This is a genomic window from Hyalangium sp. (assembly GCF_045802625.1).
Lineage (GTDB): Bacteria > Myxococcota > Myxococcia > Myxococcales > Myxococcaceae > Hyalangium.
Genome location: NZ_JBJMQP010000108.1, coordinates 156,774 through 172,219, shown reverse-complemented (window position 1 = coordinate 172,219; position 15,446 = coordinate 156,774). Strand labels below are relative to the sequence as shown.

Below are 15,446 nucleotides of genomic sequence, written 5' to 3'. Positions count from 1 at the left end.
AATCAGTGGGAGGTCAGAGGCTCCTCGGGGGCCTGCAGCGAGCCGGCCTCGGGTGCGCGCGCCTTGGCCCATCGCTCGCGCAGGGTGCGGAAGGTGATCGAGTACCGCGTCTGCTTCACCGCGGGGATGCTGTGCTGCCACGCGCTTCGAGCCTCGCCGCTCAGCACGTAGGCCGAGCGGGGCTGAAGCTCCACCTCGAACGTGCGCCGCTCCTCGTCCTTGCCGCGCTGGAAGCGCATCCGGCACGGGCTCCCCAGCGAGACTCCCACCACCTTCGGCCCGAACATGGGCGCGTCCCGGTGCCAGCCAATGGTGGCTCCCGGCGTGTACTCGCTCAAGAGCGCCTCGACCAGCCGCTCCGAGGATTCCTCCATCAGCTCCGCGCACCGAGCCCTCAGCGGCAGGAGGAAGCCCGGGATGGGCGGTCCGGGATCCACCTTCCAGCTCTCGTAGCCGTAGAGCCAGCCGAAGTGCGCCGTGCGCCGCCGCGCCACCTGGCCCCGCATCCGGATCTCCGCGTAGCTCACCGCAGGCACGTGCTCCAGCAGCTCGCGCTCCTCCGCCTCCGTCATGAACTCGGGGACGTAGATGAGTCCCTCAGGTCGCTCTGAGTCCTTTCCTGCCATGACTCCAACATGCGCACGATCGGCTGTGCCGACATCAAGCGCTCAAAACGCCAGAGGCCCCCACCGCGCTCGAGGTGGAGGCCTCCGTGCTCTCGAAAAGCGAGTGCTGCGGCTACAGGAGCTTCATCAGCTCCGCGCGCTTGGCCTTGTACTCCTCCTCGGTGAGCACGCCCGCGTCGAGCAGCTCCTTGATCTCCTTCAGGCGCTGCGCGGGGCTGCGCGTGTCGTGGCTCGCAGCCGCCGGAGCCTCGGCCGGCGCCGCCTGAGGAGGCGGAGCCTGACGCTGCTGCGGCTGCTGGTTGTTCATGAACATCTGGGCCATGCCCATGCCCATGCCCATGCCCATGCCCGCCATGGCGCCGTCCGAGCCGCCACCGCCCTTGGACATGCCCTCGGCCGCGCCCAGCATCGCCTGGCCCTGCGCGTACTGCTGGAAGCCACCCGCCACGCGCGAGTAGGCCACGTCCTTGGAGAACTTCTTGAGGGTCGCCTCGTCCTCTTCCTTGATGCTGATGTGGAAGTTGCCCAGCCGCACCACCGTCAGCCCGTAGCTGTCCACGTGCGGCTTCACGCCGGAGATGACCTCGGTTTCAATCTCCTCGGTGTACGCGCCGCTCGTCACGTCCAGCAGCGGCCAGCGCTTCTTCACCAGCAGCTCGGCGATGCGATCCTTGGTGACCTTCTGGACCTGATTCTTGAACCAGCCCAGGAAGTCCTCGTTGCTGGAGCGGCCCATGCCCACCAGGCCCACCACCAGCTTCTCCGGATCCGTCACCCGGATGGAGAAGTCGCCGTACACCATGGTGCCGATGCCCAGGCCCGTCTCCGGATCCCTCACGTCACCGATGGGGCCGCCGAACTTCACGCCCGGGTGCTCGCGCGTGGAGACGAAGAACACCTCGGTGATGAACATGTTGCCGCCGGTGAAGCTCTCCAGCAGCCGGGACAGGAACGGGATGTTCTTGCTGTCCAGGGTGTGGCGCCCTGGCCCGAGCTTGCCCTCCACCCGGCCGTCCTTGACGAAGAGCGCGATCTCATCCGCGTCCACGGTGAGCTGGGTGAGCATCCGGATGTTCTTCTCCGGATACTTGTAGATGATCTCACCCTTGGCCTCGTCCGCCCGGGCAATGAAGTTGCGCTTCGCTTCGCCCTTGATCGAATCGAATAGACCCATCGTGTTCGCTTCGCCTCCGTTCGGACCGCGTCACCTATGAAAACCCATGCCGCCGTGCCTTCCATACGGATAGCGGCCAGGGCGATTCCATGCTCGCCCTTCGGCGAGGGAGCCTCTGCCCACAACATGCCAGTTTCACTGGGGTTTGCCTAGCCGAGCAGGCGGGCGCTCGTGCGCCCTTCCCGGTCAGCCCCAGCGGCTGATCAACCGCTCGCGATCGAGCAGGCGGATGCTGGCCAGCAGCAGCACCGCGTCCAGCAGCAGCACCACCGCGCCCTGTATGGCGTAGTAGCCCATGCCCGCGGTGAGCCAGCCGGCCACCTGGCCTGCCACCATCCCCACCAGCGGCAGCACCACGAGCGCGGAGAACTGCTGAGCGGTGCGGGCCTCGGACACGCGCGCGGAGATGAGCACCGCCACCCCGTTGCCGAAGAAGGCGAACAGGGGCGCCAGGATGAAGATGCCGAAGGACCAGAGCACGTTGGGCATGAGCGGGCCCTTCACCAGCGGCCACGCCACGAAGTCCACGCCCGCGCAGAAGAGGAGAAAGGCGATCCAGGAGATGCCCACCGCGGGCACCAGCGAGGCCAGGCTCTTGCCGGCCACCAGCTCCGCGGCCGTCACCGGCGAGGCCAGCAGCGGCTCCAGCGTGCGGCGCTCCTTCTCGCCCGCCACGCTCTGCGAGGAGATGAGGATGGGCACGAAGACGGGCATCACCAGGAACATGCCGAACCAGTCGGTGAGCGTGCGATCGATGAGGAAGCGCGCCGCGTTGGCTCCGAGCGGCAGGCCTCGGTCGTAGTACTGGGCGATGACGCGCAGGTTCGGATCATCCGGCCGCTGCACGTACGTCCACACCACGCCGATGGGCACGAAGATGAACACCAGCGGCAGCATCGACATGGACAGCAGCAGCCCAATGTTCTTGCGCAGGTCCAGGAAGTCCTTCCAGAAGACCGCCAGCGCGCGCTTCGGACGGAACGCCATGCTCACTCCCTCCCCTGTCGGATCAGCTCCAGGTACACTTCCTCGAGTGGCCGGTGCGAGGGCACCGCGCTGTGCACTCGCGCTCCCGCGTTCACCAGGCACGCCAGCACGCCCGGCGCCTGGGCGTCGTCCGTGAGCATCACCCTCAGGCGCCCGCCCTCGTTCATCACTCCCGGGGCGAAGGGCAGCGCGGCCAGCGCCGGGAGGAAGCGCTCGGCGTCTCCCTCCACGCGGATGTCCAGCGCCTGCCCCGCGCGGCGCAGCTCTCCCAGCGGCGCCAGGGCCAGCAGCCGCCCCTGGATGATGGCCACCCGCGAGCACAACCGCTCCACCTCCGCCAGGTTGTGCGAGCACAGCACGATGGTGCGCCCCTCGGTGGCCAGCTCCGCCACCGCGTCTCGCACGGTACGCGCGGACTCGGGATCCAGCCCGGAGGTGGGCTCGTCCAGGAAGATGACCTTCGGGTCGTGCACCAGCGTGCGGACGATGGCCAGCTTCTGGCGCATGCCCTTGGAGAAGGCGCCCACCGGCTCGTCCTCGCGGCCCGCCAGCCCGAAGCGCTCCAGGTAGGCGCGCACGCGAGGCCATGCCGCCGCCTCGTCCAGCTCGTGCAGCTTGATGAAGAAGCGCAGGTTCTCCCGCGCCGTCAGCCGGTCATAGAGCCCGGGCTGCTCGGTGAGCAGGCCCACCGCGCGCCGCAGCTCCTCGCCCTGGGTGCGCGCCGAGTAGCCCCACACGTGGGCCTCGCCCTCGGAGGGCTTGAGCAGCCCGGTGAGCATGCGCACCGTGGTCGTCTTGCCGGCGCCGTTGGGCCCCAGCAGACCAAACACCTCGCCGGGGCGGACGTCGAACGTCAGCCCCTGCACTGCTATCCGCTCGCCGAAGCGCTTGGCGAGCCCCTGAACCTGTATGCCGCTCAATCGATGGTCACCAGGACGAACTTGTTGTTGATGTCGCGGTCGATGACGGTGACGTGCTTGTCAGGTCCCACCGCGCTGGAGAGCACGCCCAGGCGGCTGTGCTCCACGAGCGCCCACTCCCGGCCCGGCTGAGCGGCGAAGTTGCGCATGCGCGCGTTGGCGTCGCCGGCGCGGAACTGCTCCACCGTGTTGCGCGAGTAGAACGTCTCCCCGCGCCAGTTCATCATGAACGCGGCGATGGGCTCGCCCGGCTTGTGCTGGCGCCAGTAGCGCCAGAACAGATCCCGCTGCGTCCAGTGGTGGGACAGGCTCACCCAGTGGTTCCAGTTGAACCAGAGCGCGAAGCTGCACACGAACACCCAGAAGGTGCTGAAGAGCATCACCTTGGACTGCTTGAGCGCGGCCACCGTGCTGATCGTGCCGCCCAGGGCGAAGCCGACGCCCAGGGCCATCTTCACGTTCACCGGCTCCATCATCACCCGCAGCAGCGAGTCCCCGCCCAAGGAGTGAGCGAAGCCCTGCCACGCGAGCCCGGCTCCCGCCAGCAGCCAGCCGGCCGCGAAGATGGCGTTCCAGAGGCGATCTCCGGGCTTGGCGCGCACCACCACCCACGCGTTGAAGAGCCCGATCAGCCCCAACGCCACGCCGAGCAGGCCCGTGGCGGACACCGCGCCCTGGGTGGAGACGGCGACCTCCGCCACGCCTCCGCCCAGCAGCATCACGAGCGCCCCCGTGCGGCTGGCGGGGGTGCGGCGCTTGCTGTCCTTGGTGAAGAACGCCTCGCCGGTGAAGTACGCGCCCAGCGCGAGCAGCACCATCGCCGCCACGTCACCGCTCCACAGCGACCGGCTCCAGAAGTACGGGATGGGCTTGGTGACGAGCTCCGTGGGGTAGGGCCGATCGTAGTTGTAGACGAACAGATCGGTGAAGGCCTTGGGGTTCTCGGCCATGTCCTTGCCCACGAGGATGAAGAGCACGAGCCCGAAGAGCAGGCTCACCGCGTGCTCGGCGGGGCCTTCCTGCCAGAGCCGATCGATGAAGAGCGCGATGAGGATGGCCAGCCCGGGGAGGATGGGGAAGGTGTAGTGGTGGAACTTCGTGGCGCTGGAGGCCAGCAGGTAGAAGCTGAAGGCCACCCACAGCACCGCGAGCAGCGCCAGGTGGTCCGCCTTGGACGCCGAGCGCAGCCTCAGCCGGGACACGGCCGCGAAGGCACCCGGCAGCAGCGCCACCCAAGGGAAGATGGCGTAGCCACCCTGCTCGATGAAGTAGATGAAGGTGCCGCCCGGCGTGGTGGTGTGCACGCCCGCCGTGAGCCGGTTCAGGTGATCGTGGATGAAGAAGCGGTAGAAGAAGCCCTTGCCCTCGTCATCCACGCCGTCGAACAGGCTCAGCGTGAGGTACCAGGGCACGGCCACCGCGCAGAACACGAGGAAGCCGGTGCCCAGCCGCATCCGGAACATCTGCCCCCAGAGCACGGGCATGGGCTGCTTGCCCTCGCGGACCTCCTTGCGGACGGAGCGCTTCCACAGCCAGCGCAGGTGCTCGCGCCCCGCGTCCCAGCTCCAGGGGATGACGGCCAGCCCCGCGTAGATCAGAAGGAAGGCCGCCGGCAGCAGCCCCAGCAGGCCCTTGGCCAGCACCGACACGCCCAGGAAGACATAGAAGGCGTACCACCACGCGGTGCGGTGCTTCGTCGTGTCATCGAGTTGGCCGATGAACGCGCACGCCATGGCGCAGATCATCGAGGTGACGAACGGCGTGTCCGTCACCGTCTGCCGGGTGAGCAGGAAGTACAGCGGCATGGTGCACAGCACGAAGGCCGTGGCCAGCCCCGCCCTCAGGCTCACCACCCGCGACACCGCCAGCGACAGCAGCGCCACCGCGGCGACGCTCAGCAGGGCGAAGGGCATCCGCATGCCCCACTCGGTGTAGCGGGCCAGCTCGCCCGGCTCTCGCAGCGCGCCCACCACCTGCATCCCCAGCGCCTGCATCCACATCGTCATCGGCGGCTTGGAGAAGAACCACGCGTTCTCCCACCAGGGGTACACGTAGTCGTGGCGCATCACCATCATCCGCGCCACCTCGCCGTAGTGCGTCTCCCAGGGATCCCATAGCCCCACGGCTCCCAGGTAGGGGATGAACAGCAGCGCCGCGAACCCGCCCGACACCAGCAGCACGCGCACCGTCAACGGCAGCGCGCTCCAGCGCTTGATCCAGAGCTCGTCGCGGAACTTCTTGCCGAAGACCCCTTCGAGCAAGGTCTCTGGCTCCGGCTCCGGCTGCGGCGGTGCTGCCGGCGACTGCTCCGCCTTCGCCACCTGCTGCGGCTCCGCGGCCTGCGGCGGCTGTGCCTGCTCCGCCTGCGACGACTTCTCCGCCGGCTGCGGCTTGTCCGCCGGCTGCGGCTCCGCGGCCGGCTGCGGCGGCTGCGCCGGCTGAGGCTCCCCGGCCTTCTGCGTCTCTGCCTGCTGTTGCTGCTCGCCGTCACTCGCCACGGAAAGGAGTGCCTCCGTCTGGATGCGGCCCGCCTACCCTTCGGGACGCGACCGTATTCCCCCCGTATATCCCCCGTGCCGCCCCGGGTCGACCTCCACCGGTGGGCCTGGACCGCGCCACGGGCGCCGTGCATTGTGCCGGACGCTGCACACCTGGCGCGCACCAACCCCGCGAAAGCTCGCTCCTTGAGCGGGGGCACGCGGTTTGAAGAGGCCTTGCGAGCCGGCCCCGCCTGAAACGGGGTCTGATGTGGGAGGCGAGATGATCATCCAGGCAGCAGCGCTGAGTTGGGCCCTCCTGCTCTCGCAGGTCGAGAGCCCGGAGAGCGCTCCCCCACCCGAGACGCATCAGGGCGGGGAGAATTCGAGCGAGGGCACGATGCAGCTCAAGCTCCCGGAGTTCCCAGAGCAGGGAAAGCCCCCGGCTCCGAGCCCACAGCCAACCCGCTCGGAAACCGACCTGACGGGGCTGCTGACGCCGGAGGAGCCGCGGCCCTCGCTCCGCTATGACCAGCCCATCACCTGCACGAAGCTCCCGTCCACCCGGCAGGTGCCCTCGGGGATGTACCGGATGCAGTGCGACCCGGTGACGCGGCGGTGCCTCATCGCCCCGGCCAACGAGCTGGACTCGGACGGCCAGGAGACGGACCGTCCCTTGCTGCGCACCTCCTACTGCGACCCTTCCCAGGTGAGCGTCGACGCACGCGTCCAGGAGGGCTACCGCTTCGTCCCAGCCATCGCCGAGGCGCCTCCGGGCTGGTACCGCGACGAGCAGGGCCGGGTGATGCAGTTCAACTTCGATCTGCACCGGCGTGTCTACCTGGGCGGCGCGTGGGCCCCGCTCTTCCGCCAGGGCGAGGGCGCGGTGACGCATCGCATCCGGGTGGACTTCGGTATCCAGACGGAGTTCTCGGACGATGACGAGGACCGCAAGCTGCACCGGCTCACGTTCATGGACACCGAGCTGTTCCTGGGTGCGTCGAGCCTGGACTTCACGCTCCTGCGCTATGACTTCAGCGTCGAGCGCAAGGTGCCCCTCTTCCGCATCACCACGTTCTTCGGCAAGCCGCGCCGCTTCGACGTCGGGCTCAACCTGGGCACCTGGATGGAGGCGCTCCACCAGGAGACGATCCAGCGAGAGGGCACCGAGCTGAGCCTGCTCACCTGGGGCACCCTGCATGGCACGCTGGATCTATGGCACTCGCCGGACCTGGTGTCCTTCGTCCGGCTGCGCGCGGGAGCGGCCATCGAGCGCGACCGCACGCACGCCATGAACACGCTGGTGCCCGCCGCCGCGCTGGAGGGAGATCTCACGCTGGACTCGGACGGCTTCCACCATCTGATCTTTGGCGCCGAGGCGGAGCGGGTGCTCCTGGCGGACGAGTTGGCAGGCCGCCCGCTGGCCCCCGTGCGCATGAGGGTCCGCGCCGGCTACGAGGTCATCCTGCTGGCCATCAACGATCAGCCCGTGAGCCTGCTGCTGGATGGGCGGGGAGTGGAGCGCAACGACATCCCCTTCGTGGACCCGAGGTGGGAGTGGTCCGCCAACATGGGCCTGCGTGTCTCCCTGTGGGCGCCGGCGCGCCGGAGCGCCCCGCTGGCGAGTGCTCGGTAGGGACCCGACGGAATGCTCGCGCTCGGACTCACCGCCCTGCTGTTCGCCCTGCCCCCTGCCCCTCAGGGGTCGGTGGTCTCGGCGGCGCCGCAGGCGGCGGACTGCCGGGCGGAGGATGATGCCGGTGAGCCCTTCCCCACCTGCTTCGATCCGGGCAACGCGCTGCTGCTCGGGACGGGGATGCAGGTGCGCGAGGGCGTGGCGCTGCCCACGCTGCAAGCGGGCCTGCTGCTGCGCACCGAGCGCACCAGCCGCAGCAAGGGCATGCTCTGGTTCAACACCCACCGCATCCTCGTCACCGAGGCCACCCCGGGCAACGTGCGGCGCGAGCTCACCACCACCTTGTATGAAGGCACCTTCCGCCGGCACCTGGAGGAAGGCTTCATCCTCATTCCCACCTCGAAGCCCCTGCGCATCCCCTTCCCGTTCGATGTGACGCTCGCGGTGCGCGCGGGGCACCTGGAGCGGCGTGTCTGGGAAGGCCCCGGGCTGACGGTGGAGACGGGGCGGGCCGCGCTGCTGCTGGATCCCCTCCGCTCGGCGAGCGGGCGGCTGTGGCTGGGCTTCGGGCCCGCGGCGAGCCACTCGCTGCGGCGCATGCCGGATGGAGCGCTGGTGCAGGAGATCTCGCCCTTCACCTCCGCGGTGCTCGAGACCGGGTACGAGACGGCGGATGGGTGGTGGACGCTGCGCGCCTCGGGGCTGGCGGGGTGGATCAACAGCTTCGAGGGCGACCGGCGCTTCCGGGTTCGCGCGGACGCGAGCGTCGAGCGCATCCTGTTCGCCGTGAACAACCAGCCGCTCTGGCTCCAGCTCTACGGCACCTACGCCTATAAGGATGTGGGGCTCTCGAACCAGACCGAGTGGGCCGCGGGCGCGCGGCTCCTGCTGCGGACGTTCAGCGCGCTCTGAGTTGAGCCACGCGACGGGCTCCCGCGTTACCGGCCTCCAGCCTTCACGGTCGCGCGCAGAGCCGCTTCCGCCGCTCGCAACCGGGGATCGCGCGGATCCACGCGCCGGGCCTCCTCCAGCCGCTGGAGCGCCCGCTCGGTGTTCCCCCTCGCCAGCTCACAGCGCACCCCCGCCTCGAGCGCTCCCGTCTCCAAGGGCCCGTACACCTGGGCCTCCTCGGCGGCGCGGCAGCCCTCCTCCACGCGCCCGGACTCGAAGAGCGCTCGCGCCAGCTCCACCCGCGTCCCCACCTGCGAGGGAGCCAGCCGCACGGCCTCCGTGAGGGGCTCCACTGCCTCCTCCGGCCGGCCCCACCGCCGCAGCGCCGTGCCCAGCTCCGCCAGCGGCTCGCTCGCCCCAGGTACGAGCAGCGCCCGCGCCCGGGCCTCGCGCAGCATCGCCGGCTCCTCCAGCCGCAGCTCCGCCACCATCCGATCCACCACGTGGACATATCGCGGGAACGCCTCGGGCCAGGTGAACACCAGCTGGTACACGAACTCGCCGCGCGGCACGAAGAGCGCCCTCAGGTGGGTGGCCCCTCCAGGCCCCTGCAGCTCCGCCTGGACCTGCTGCGCGCGCCCGCCACTCACCCAGGCAGGCACCGGCCCCCGGACATTCACCGGCCGTCCCTCGGGCGCGGCCACCCCGGGCGACAGCGTCGTCTCCATGAAGTGCACCGCCTGGAGCTCTCCATCCCCCGGCTCGCCGGCCTCGATGGCCTCCGCGGCGAAGCTCGCGCGCCCCAGCCCGGGCAGCCCGTTGGAGAAGGCCAGCCGGCCCAGCCGATCCGCTCCCTGGCGCCAGCTCCCCGGCATCGCCACCGACACGCCGAACACGTCATCCCGCTCCACGCGCCACAGGGAGCGCCCGAAAACCCCCGCCGCCGCCAGCACCACCGACACCGCCACCACGCTCCCGGCCCGCGCCAGGCTCACGCTCCGGGGCTCGCTCGCCAGCAGCCGCTCCGGCTTGACGAAGCGCCCCACCAGCAGGCCCGTGACGAAGCCGCCCAGGTGTCCCGCGTTGTCCACGCCCACGGAGGTCCACCCCATCCACAGGAAGACGAGCACCGTGGGCAGCACCCCCTCGCCCGCCAGCCGCCGGCCCACCGGGGACAGCTCCGCGCGGTAGCGGCGCCCCAGCACGATGAGCGCCCCCACGCAGCCATAGGCCACGCCCGAGGCCCCCACGCTCACCTCCTCGGCCCACAGCAGCGAGCACGTCATCGTCGACAGCCCCGCCGCCAGCAGCAGCGCTCCATAGTCCAGCCGCCGCCAGGTGCCCTCCAGCACCGAGCCCACCGCCACCAGCACCAGCAGGTTCAGCCCCAGGTGCAGCCCATCCCGATGGAGGAAGTTCGCCGTCAGCAACCGCCAGGGCTCGCCCGCCTCGGTCATCAGCGGCCCCACCTTGGCGCCGAAGCGCACCATCCCATCCACATCCAGCGGCCCGGCCCAGGCCGTCCACCCGTAGATCCCGGCCAGCACCGCCGCCAGCCCCAGCGTCACCCAGGGCAGCCTCCCCAGTCGCCCTCGGACGGTCGCTGTCGCTCCAACGGGGGGTGCGGTGGCCAGGGGAGAGCTCACTCGGGTTGATCCTCCTGCCCCCTCCCCAGGAAGACGGGCAAAACGTCCACCTGTCCGATGGACAACGGTGCCCACTTTCCCCCATCCATCTGGAAAAGCGCTGTCATTTTCGGGGGATGCATGCCTTGTAACGGTTCTGCCCCTTCTGCTATAGCTGTAAGCGGATCCGACCCGTGCTGAAGCTCATCATCGAAGACGACGAGGGGCGCAAGACCGTTGTTCCCTTCGTGCGCGAAGAGATCACGATCGGCCGTCAGGAAGGCAACACCATCCGCCTGACGGAACGAAACGTGTCCCGCCGCCACGCTCGCCTCATGCGCCTCAACGGGCATGTCGTGGTGGAGGATCTGGGCAGTTCCAATGGGACTCGCATCAACGGCGAGCGGATCAGCGGCCAGTCGCCCGTCAAGGACGGCGATCTGATCCAGATCGGCGACTACGATCTGGCGCTGCAGAGCGACACCTCGGCGCAGGCGACGTTGCCTCCGCGCTCGATGCGTGGGGCTTCCGGGACCGAGGACTCGGCCGATGGCCACTCGGAGCCCGAGACCGAGGCCGAGGCTCCCGTCCAGGACGAGGAGCCGAACACCTCTCCCGCCGCGGGCGCCGCCGAGCGCCGGCACTCCACCGCCATCATCAAGATGGACCAGGTGGAGGGCAACCGGAGCCGCAAGGTCCAGGAGCTCGAGGCCGAGGAGGCGCCCCGCTTCGTGGTGGTGAGCGCGGAGCTGCGGGGCCAGGAGTACTCCTGCATCCGCACGGAAATGAAGATCGGCCGGACCGATGACAACGACATCGTCATCGACCACCGCTCGCTGTCGCGCACGCACGCCAAGGTGGTCCGCGAGGACAACGGCGAGTGGCGCATCATCGACATGCAGTCGGCCAACGGGCTCACCGTCAACGGAGAGAGCTACGCCCAGGCGCCGCTGAACCACGGGGACGTGGTGGAGCTGGGCCACGTGAAGCTGAAGTTCGTCGCCGCTGGCGAGGCGGTGGGCTCGCTGGGCTCCCTGGGCCGCTCGAAGCTGCCCCTGGCGCTGGGCCTCATGGGAGTGCTGCTGGCCGGTGGCGCCGGTGGCGCCTGGTTCCTCAAGGTCGGCCCCTTCAAGGAAGGCCCCGGGCCGAAGCACCCCGAGGTGGTCCACCAGGAGAATCCCCCGCAGCCGCAGAGCGGGACTCCCGAGCCCCCCGAGAAGTCCAACCCGGGCACCGCCACGGCCGATCCGGCCAAGGCGCTGCAGGGCCGCCTCCAGAGCGCCCAGCAGGCCTATGATCAGGGCGACTTCGACAAGGCCATCGACGAGCTCAAGAACTTCAACGGCACGCTGCCGGCGGAGGGCCAGGCCCTGCTGGACAAGGCCTCGCGCGAGCAGGAGGCCCAGCGCGCCCTCGCCGAGGCCCGCGAGGCCTTCAACCAGAAGAAGTACGATCAGGTCCCGAAGCTGGCGGAGCCCGCCAAGGGTTCGGAGCACTTCGGCGCGAAGTACGACGAGCTGATGGCCTCGCTCCCCCAGGAGCCCACCCCCCAGGTGAAGACGGCCGAGCCGGTCAAGCCGCCGCCTTCCCCGACGAACAAGCCGCCCGCGCCGCCGGAGGCCAATGCCCAGGAGCAGGCCAAGCAGTTCTACAGCGACGCGGCCAAGCTGCTCCGGGCCCGGCAATATGATCAGGCGCTCACCCTGGCCTCGAAGTGCACGCAGCTCACCCCGGAGAACGCCGACTGCCATATGGTGCTGGGCGCCGCCTATGCCGGGCTCTCCAGGTGGGATGAAGCGGCCAAGCACTACCGCGAGTTCCTGAAGCTGGCGCCGGATCACCCCAACGCGCCCAAGGTCCGGCAGTCCGTGGAGAACTACGAGAAGTCCAAGGGCAACGACTCAAAGTAGCGCGCCCCTGGCTCGGTTCCGGAGCGCGCGAGTGCAACCAGAAGGTTCTCAACCGCAGGTGAGGAGAGGCTGTGCAGATTCGCATCCTGGTGGTCGATGACGAGCAGGACAACTGCGACTACCTGAAGCTGGTGCTGACCCGCGAGGGCTATGAGGTCGTCACCACCACGGATCCCACCCAGACGGTGGAAATCCTGCGGGGGTCCGACTTCCACCTCGTCATCCTCGACATGATGATGCCGCAGATGTCCGGCACCGAGGTGCTGGATCAGATCCGCAAGTACGACACGGACGTCGCCGTCATCGTCGCCACCGCGTACCCCACGGTGGACACGGCGGTGGCCTCGCTCAAGGCGCAAGCCTCCGACTACGTGAAGAAGCCCATGGAGCCGGAGCAGTTCATCACCGCGGTCCGCAACGCCCTGCAGAAGAAGGGGCTGTCGCAGGACCCGGAGGCGGACCTGCACCGCGCCATCGGCCGCGTCATCCGCGACGCGCGCAAGACGCAGGAGCTCACGCTCAAGCAGCTGGCGCGGCGCACCGGGCTGTCCGTGTCGCTGCTGTCGCAGATCGAGCGCGCCGAGTCCTCGGCGTCCATCTCGTCGCTCTACAAGATCGCCTCCGCGCTGCAGCTGCGCATGGGCGAGCTGTTCGGCGACACCTGAGCCGGCGGTAGGCTACCGGCCCTGGAAGCGGGGCGCGCGTTTCTCCAGGAACGCCGCCCTGCCCTCCCGAGCGTCCTCGCTGCCCAGGACGGCGACCCTCAGGGCTCGCACCCGGATGCGCTCTTCCTCGGAGAGCACGGGCTGGCCGATCAGCCCGAACACCTGCTTCATCCCCGCCACGGCCAGCGGCGCGTGCGCGGCCAGCGTCTGGCACAGCTCCAGGGCGCGGGCCTCCGCGGCGGCCGCGGGCGGGCACTCGTCCAGCATGCCCCAGGTGAGCGCCGTCTCCCCGTCCAGCTTGAGCGCGGTGAGGAAGAGCGCCCGGGCCCGCGCCAGACCCACCAGCCGCGCCGCCCGCGCCATGCCCTCCGCGGAGTACATGAGCCCCAGCCGCGCCGCCGGCATACAGAAGACGGTCTCCGGTGTCCCCACTCGGAAGTCACAGGCGCATGCCAGGTCGAAGCCTCCGCCGAACGCGGCCCCCTGCACCAGCGCCACGCTGGGCACCTCGTGGTGCTCCAGCCGGGAGAGCATCGCCATGAGCAGATCGTCCGGGAGGCTGCCATCCGCCGCTGGCGGCCCGAGGATCGTCAGATCGAAGCCGGAGCAGAAGGTGCCGCCCGCCCCGCGGATCAGGAAGGCGCGGATGTGGGACGGCGGAGAGAGCGCCGCGTCCAGCAGGCCCACGAGCCGCTCATCCAGCGCGTTCTTCCGCGCCGGGTTGACGAGCGTCAGCACCCGGACGCCGTCCTCGCGGTCCTCCACCTCCACCGTGGGCTGCATGTGCATGGCGGACGCTCGCGCCTAGCCGAGCACCACGAGGACATCGCCCTCGTTGACTGGCTGAGACTCCTTGCAGCGGATCTCCTTCACCGTGCCGTCCTCGGTCGCCTCCACTGGCATCTCCATCTTCATGGACTCGAGGATGACGAGGGTGTCCCCCGAGGAGACCTTCTGGCCGACCTTCACCTCGATCTTCCACACAGTGCCAGTGATGTGCGCCGCCACGTCCGCCATACGGTGTTGCCTCCTCGCGCTGAAGCGTCGAAGTTGGGAAGGGTGCCGCTGCCGCGCGCAGCCTACGGCTTCGCGTGGTTCTCCAGGAAGCGCGTATCCAGCTGGCCCTCGCGGAAGGCGGGATCCTTCAGGATGCGCAGGTGCAGCGGGATGTTCGTCTTGATGCCCTCGATGCGGAACTGCTCCAGGGCCTTGATGGAGCGCTCGATGGCCTCCGCGCGGGTGGCGCCCGAGACGATGAGCTTGGCGATCATCGGATCGTAGTTCGGGGTGACGGTGTTGCCCTCGGCGTAGCCCGAGTCCAGGCGCACGCCCTCGCCCTGGGGAGGCACGTACACCTTGAGCGGCCCGGGCGACGGGAAGAACTTCACCGGATCCTCCGCGTAGATGCGGAACTCCAGCGCCGCCCCCTTCCGCTTCACGTCCTCCTGGCGCACGGTGAGCCTCTCTCCGGCGGCGATGCGCAGCTGCCAGCCGATGAGATCCAACCCCGTGGTCAGCTCCGTCACCGGGTGCTCCACCTGGAGCCGGGCGTTCATCTCGATGAAGTAGACGTTGCCGTCCGAGTAGAGGAACTCCACCGTACCCGCATTGGCGTAGCCGAACGCCTTGGCCGCCGTGACGGCCGCGGTGAACAGCTTCTGCGCCACGTCCGCGTTCTTGCCGTCCGCGAACAGCGGCGAGGGCGCCTCCTCCACCACCTTCTGGTGGCGCCGCTGGATGGAGCACTCGCGCTCCAGGCCGTGGATGAGGTGGCCGTGGTGATCGCCGAGGATCTGCACCTCGATGTGGCGCGGCGCCGGGAAGTAGCGCTCCAGGTACACGCCCTCGCGCCCGAACGCCGCCTTTGCCCGGTCCGTGCACTGGCGGAAGACCTTCTCCAGCTCGGCCGGATCCTTCGCCGCGGCCATGCCGATGCCGCCGCCTCCTCCCGCCGCCTTGCAGAGCACCGGGTAGCCAATGCGCTCGGCCGCCGCGACGGCGCTGCCCACGTCCGGCACCACGTCCTCGGTGCCCGGCACCACCGGCACGCCCGCGGCCGCCACCAGCTTGCGCGCCTGGCTCTTGTCCTTCATCCGCAGCATGGCCTCGGGCGGCGGGCCCACGAAGGTGATACCGGCCTCCGTGCAGGCGCGGGCGAACTCCGCGTTCTCCGACACGAAGCCGTAGCCCGGGTGGACGGCTTGCGCGCCCGTCTTCTTCGCCGCCTCGAGGATGGCGGGGATGTTGAGGTAGCTGTCCTTGGCCGGGGCGGGGCCGATGCGCACCGCCTCGTCCGCCTCCTTCACGAAGGGCAGATCCGCGTCCGCATCCGAATAGATGGCGACGGTGGAGATCCCCATCCCTCGGGCCACCACTCCGATACGACGGGAGATCTCCCCCCGGTTGGCGATGAGCAGCTTCTTGAACATGGCTGGCACCCTGGCTCGGAAGGGCGGCCAACCTAATCCCCACCCCCTGCCCTGACAAGCTGCCAGCCGAGCGCTCGCCACAGGACCGTACAGAGCCGTACAGCCG

The 15,446-nt window shown here is 69.5% G+C and carries 13 protein-coding genes; 4 read left to right on the top strand and 9 right to left on the bottom strand.

All coding sequences use genetic code 11. From position 1 onward, the window contains the following. Nucleotides 1-2 precede the first annotated feature (2 nt). The 5 genes from ACJ8AT_RS19685 to ACJ8AT_RS19665 all read right to left on the bottom strand — a co-directional run bounded on the left by ACJ8AT_RS19685 (nucleotide 3) and on the right by ACJ8AT_RS19665 (nucleotide 5,968). Nucleotides 3-626 carry an alpha-ketoglutarate-dependent dioxygenase AlkB gene (locus ACJ8AT_RS19685; RefSeq protein WP_407739303.1) on the bottom strand — a complete coding sequence of 208 codons (624 nt, stop codon included), beginning with the start codon at nucleotides 624-626 and terminating at the stop codon, nucleotides 3-5. A gap of 112 nt (nucleotides 627-738) precedes the next feature. Next, nucleotides 739-1,800, bottom strand: a complete 1,062-nt coding sequence (locus ACJ8AT_RS19680) for an SPFH domain-containing protein (protein ID WP_407739302.1) — start codon at nucleotides 1,798-1,800, stop codon at nucleotides 739-741. A 186-nt stretch (nucleotides 1,801-1,986) separates the two neighbouring features. Then, nucleotides 1,987-2,787, bottom strand: a complete 801-nt coding sequence (locus tag ACJ8AT_RS19675) for an ABC transporter permease subunit (protein ID WP_407739301.1) — start codon at nucleotides 2,785-2,787, stop codon at nucleotides 1,987-1,989. 2 nt (nucleotides 2,788-2,789) lie between these two features. Further along, nucleotides 2,790-3,707 carry an ABC transporter ATP-binding protein gene (locus ACJ8AT_RS19670; protein WP_407739300.1) on the bottom strand — a complete coding sequence of 306 codons (918 nt, stop codon included), beginning with the start codon at nucleotides 3,705-3,707 and terminating at the stop codon, nucleotides 2,790-2,792. Next, a complete protein-coding gene (locus ACJ8AT_RS19665) occupies nucleotides 3,704-5,968 on the bottom strand; it encodes an ArnT family glycosyltransferase (protein WP_407739437.1) in 2,265 nt (754 codons plus the stop codon). Before ACJ8AT_RS19665 ends, ACJ8AT_RS19670 begins: the two co-directional genes overlap by 4 nt. A 499-nt stretch (nucleotides 5,969-6,467) precedes the next feature. Between ACJ8AT_RS19665 and ACJ8AT_RS19660 the strand changes: the two genes are divergently transcribed. Both ACJ8AT_RS19660 and ACJ8AT_RS19655 read left to right on the top strand, forming a co-directional pair. Next, nucleotides 6,468-7,820 (top strand): hypothetical protein, encoded by a 1,353-nt coding sequence (locus ACJ8AT_RS19660; protein ID WP_407739299.1) that lies wholly within the window; start codon nucleotides 6,468-6,470, stop codon nucleotides 7,818-7,820. Nucleotides 7,821-7,832: 12 nt separating this feature from the next. Further along, nucleotides 7,833-8,732, top strand: coding sequence for a hypothetical protein (locus tag ACJ8AT_RS19655; protein WP_407739298.1), 900 nt, complete (start codon nucleotides 7,833-7,835; stop codon nucleotides 8,730-8,732). A gap of 26 nt (nucleotides 8,733-8,758) precedes the next feature. On the opposite strand, the gene ACJ8AT_RS19650 is transcribed toward ACJ8AT_RS19655, so the two are convergent. Next, on the bottom strand, nucleotides 8,759-10,279 hold the full coding sequence (locus ACJ8AT_RS19650) for a rhomboid family intramembrane serine protease (protein ID WP_407739297.1): 1,521 nt from the start codon (nucleotides 10,277-10,279) through the stop codon (nucleotides 8,759-8,761). A 251-nt stretch (nucleotides 10,280-10,530) separates the two neighbouring features. Here ACJ8AT_RS19650 and ACJ8AT_RS19645 point away from each other — a divergent pair, with 251 nt between their 5' ends. Both ACJ8AT_RS19645 and ACJ8AT_RS19640 read left to right on the top strand, forming a co-directional pair. Beyond that, nucleotides 10,531-12,246, top strand: coding sequence for an FHA domain-containing protein (locus tag ACJ8AT_RS19645; RefSeq protein WP_407739296.1), 1,716 nt, complete (start codon nucleotides 10,531-10,533; stop codon nucleotides 12,244-12,246). A gap of 71 nt (nucleotides 12,247-12,317) precedes the next feature. Further along, nucleotides 12,318-12,911: a response regulator gene (locus tag ACJ8AT_RS19640; RefSeq protein ID WP_224245346.1), complete on the top strand. Its 594-nt coding sequence runs from the start codon at nucleotides 12,318-12,320 to the stop codon at nucleotides 12,909-12,911. A gap of 12 nt (nucleotides 12,912-12,923) precedes the next feature. Here the strand turns inward: ACJ8AT_RS19640 and ACJ8AT_RS19635 are convergent, their stop codons facing one another. The 3 genes from ACJ8AT_RS19635 to ACJ8AT_RS19625 form a co-directional block, all read right to left on the bottom strand. Next, on the bottom strand, nucleotides 12,924-13,700 hold the full coding sequence (locus ACJ8AT_RS19635; protein ID WP_407739295.1) for an enoyl-CoA hydratase/isomerase family protein: 777 nt from the start codon (nucleotides 13,698-13,700) through the stop codon (nucleotides 12,924-12,926). Between the two features lie 15 nt (nucleotides 13,701-13,715). Next, nucleotides 13,716-13,928, bottom strand: coding sequence for a biotin/lipoyl-binding carrier protein (locus tag ACJ8AT_RS19630; protein ID WP_324956689.1), 213 nt, complete (start codon nucleotides 13,926-13,928; stop codon nucleotides 13,716-13,718). A 62-nt stretch (nucleotides 13,929-13,990) separates the two neighbouring features. After that, nucleotides 13,991-15,340, bottom strand: coding sequence for an acetyl/propionyl/methylcrotonyl-CoA carboxylase subunit alpha (locus ACJ8AT_RS19625; RefSeq protein ID WP_407739294.1), 1,350 nt, complete (start codon nucleotides 15,338-15,340; stop codon nucleotides 13,991-13,993). Nucleotides 15,341-15,446: the final 106 nt, after the last annotated feature.

Bases quoted from the DNA above. Each gene is read 5' to 3' on its own strand.
- ACJ8AT_RS19675 (WP_407739301.1), bottom strand. From the start codon at position 2,787: ATGGCGTTCCGTCCGAAGCGCGCGCTGGCGGTCTTCTGGAAGGACTTC.
- ACJ8AT_RS19660 (WP_407739299.1), top strand. From the start codon at position 6,468: ATGATCATCCAGGCAGCAGCGCTGAGTTGGGCCCTCCTGCTCTCGCAG.
- ACJ8AT_RS19680 (WP_407739302.1), bottom strand. From the start codon at position 1,800: ATGGGTCTATTCGATTCGATCAAGGGCGAAGCGAAGCGCAACTTCATT.
- ACJ8AT_RS19625 (WP_407739294.1), bottom strand. From the start codon at position 15,340: ATGTTCAAGAAGCTGCTCATCGCCAACCGGGGGGAGATCTCCCGTCGT.
- ACJ8AT_RS19630 (WP_324956689.1), bottom strand. From the start codon at position 13,928: ATGGCGGACGTGGCGGCGCACATCACTGGCACTGTGTGGAAGATCGAG.
- ACJ8AT_RS19655 (WP_407739298.1), top strand. From the start codon at position 7,833: ATGCTCGCGCTCGGACTCACCGCCCTGCTGTTCGCCCTGCCCCCTGCC.
- ACJ8AT_RS19635 (WP_407739295.1), bottom strand. From the start codon at position 13,700: ATGCACATGCAGCCCACGGTGGAGGTGGAGGACCGCGAGGACGGCGTC.
- ACJ8AT_RS19685 (WP_407739303.1), bottom strand. From the start codon at position 626: ATGGCAGGAAAGGACTCAGAGCGACCTGAGGGACTCATCTACGTCCCC.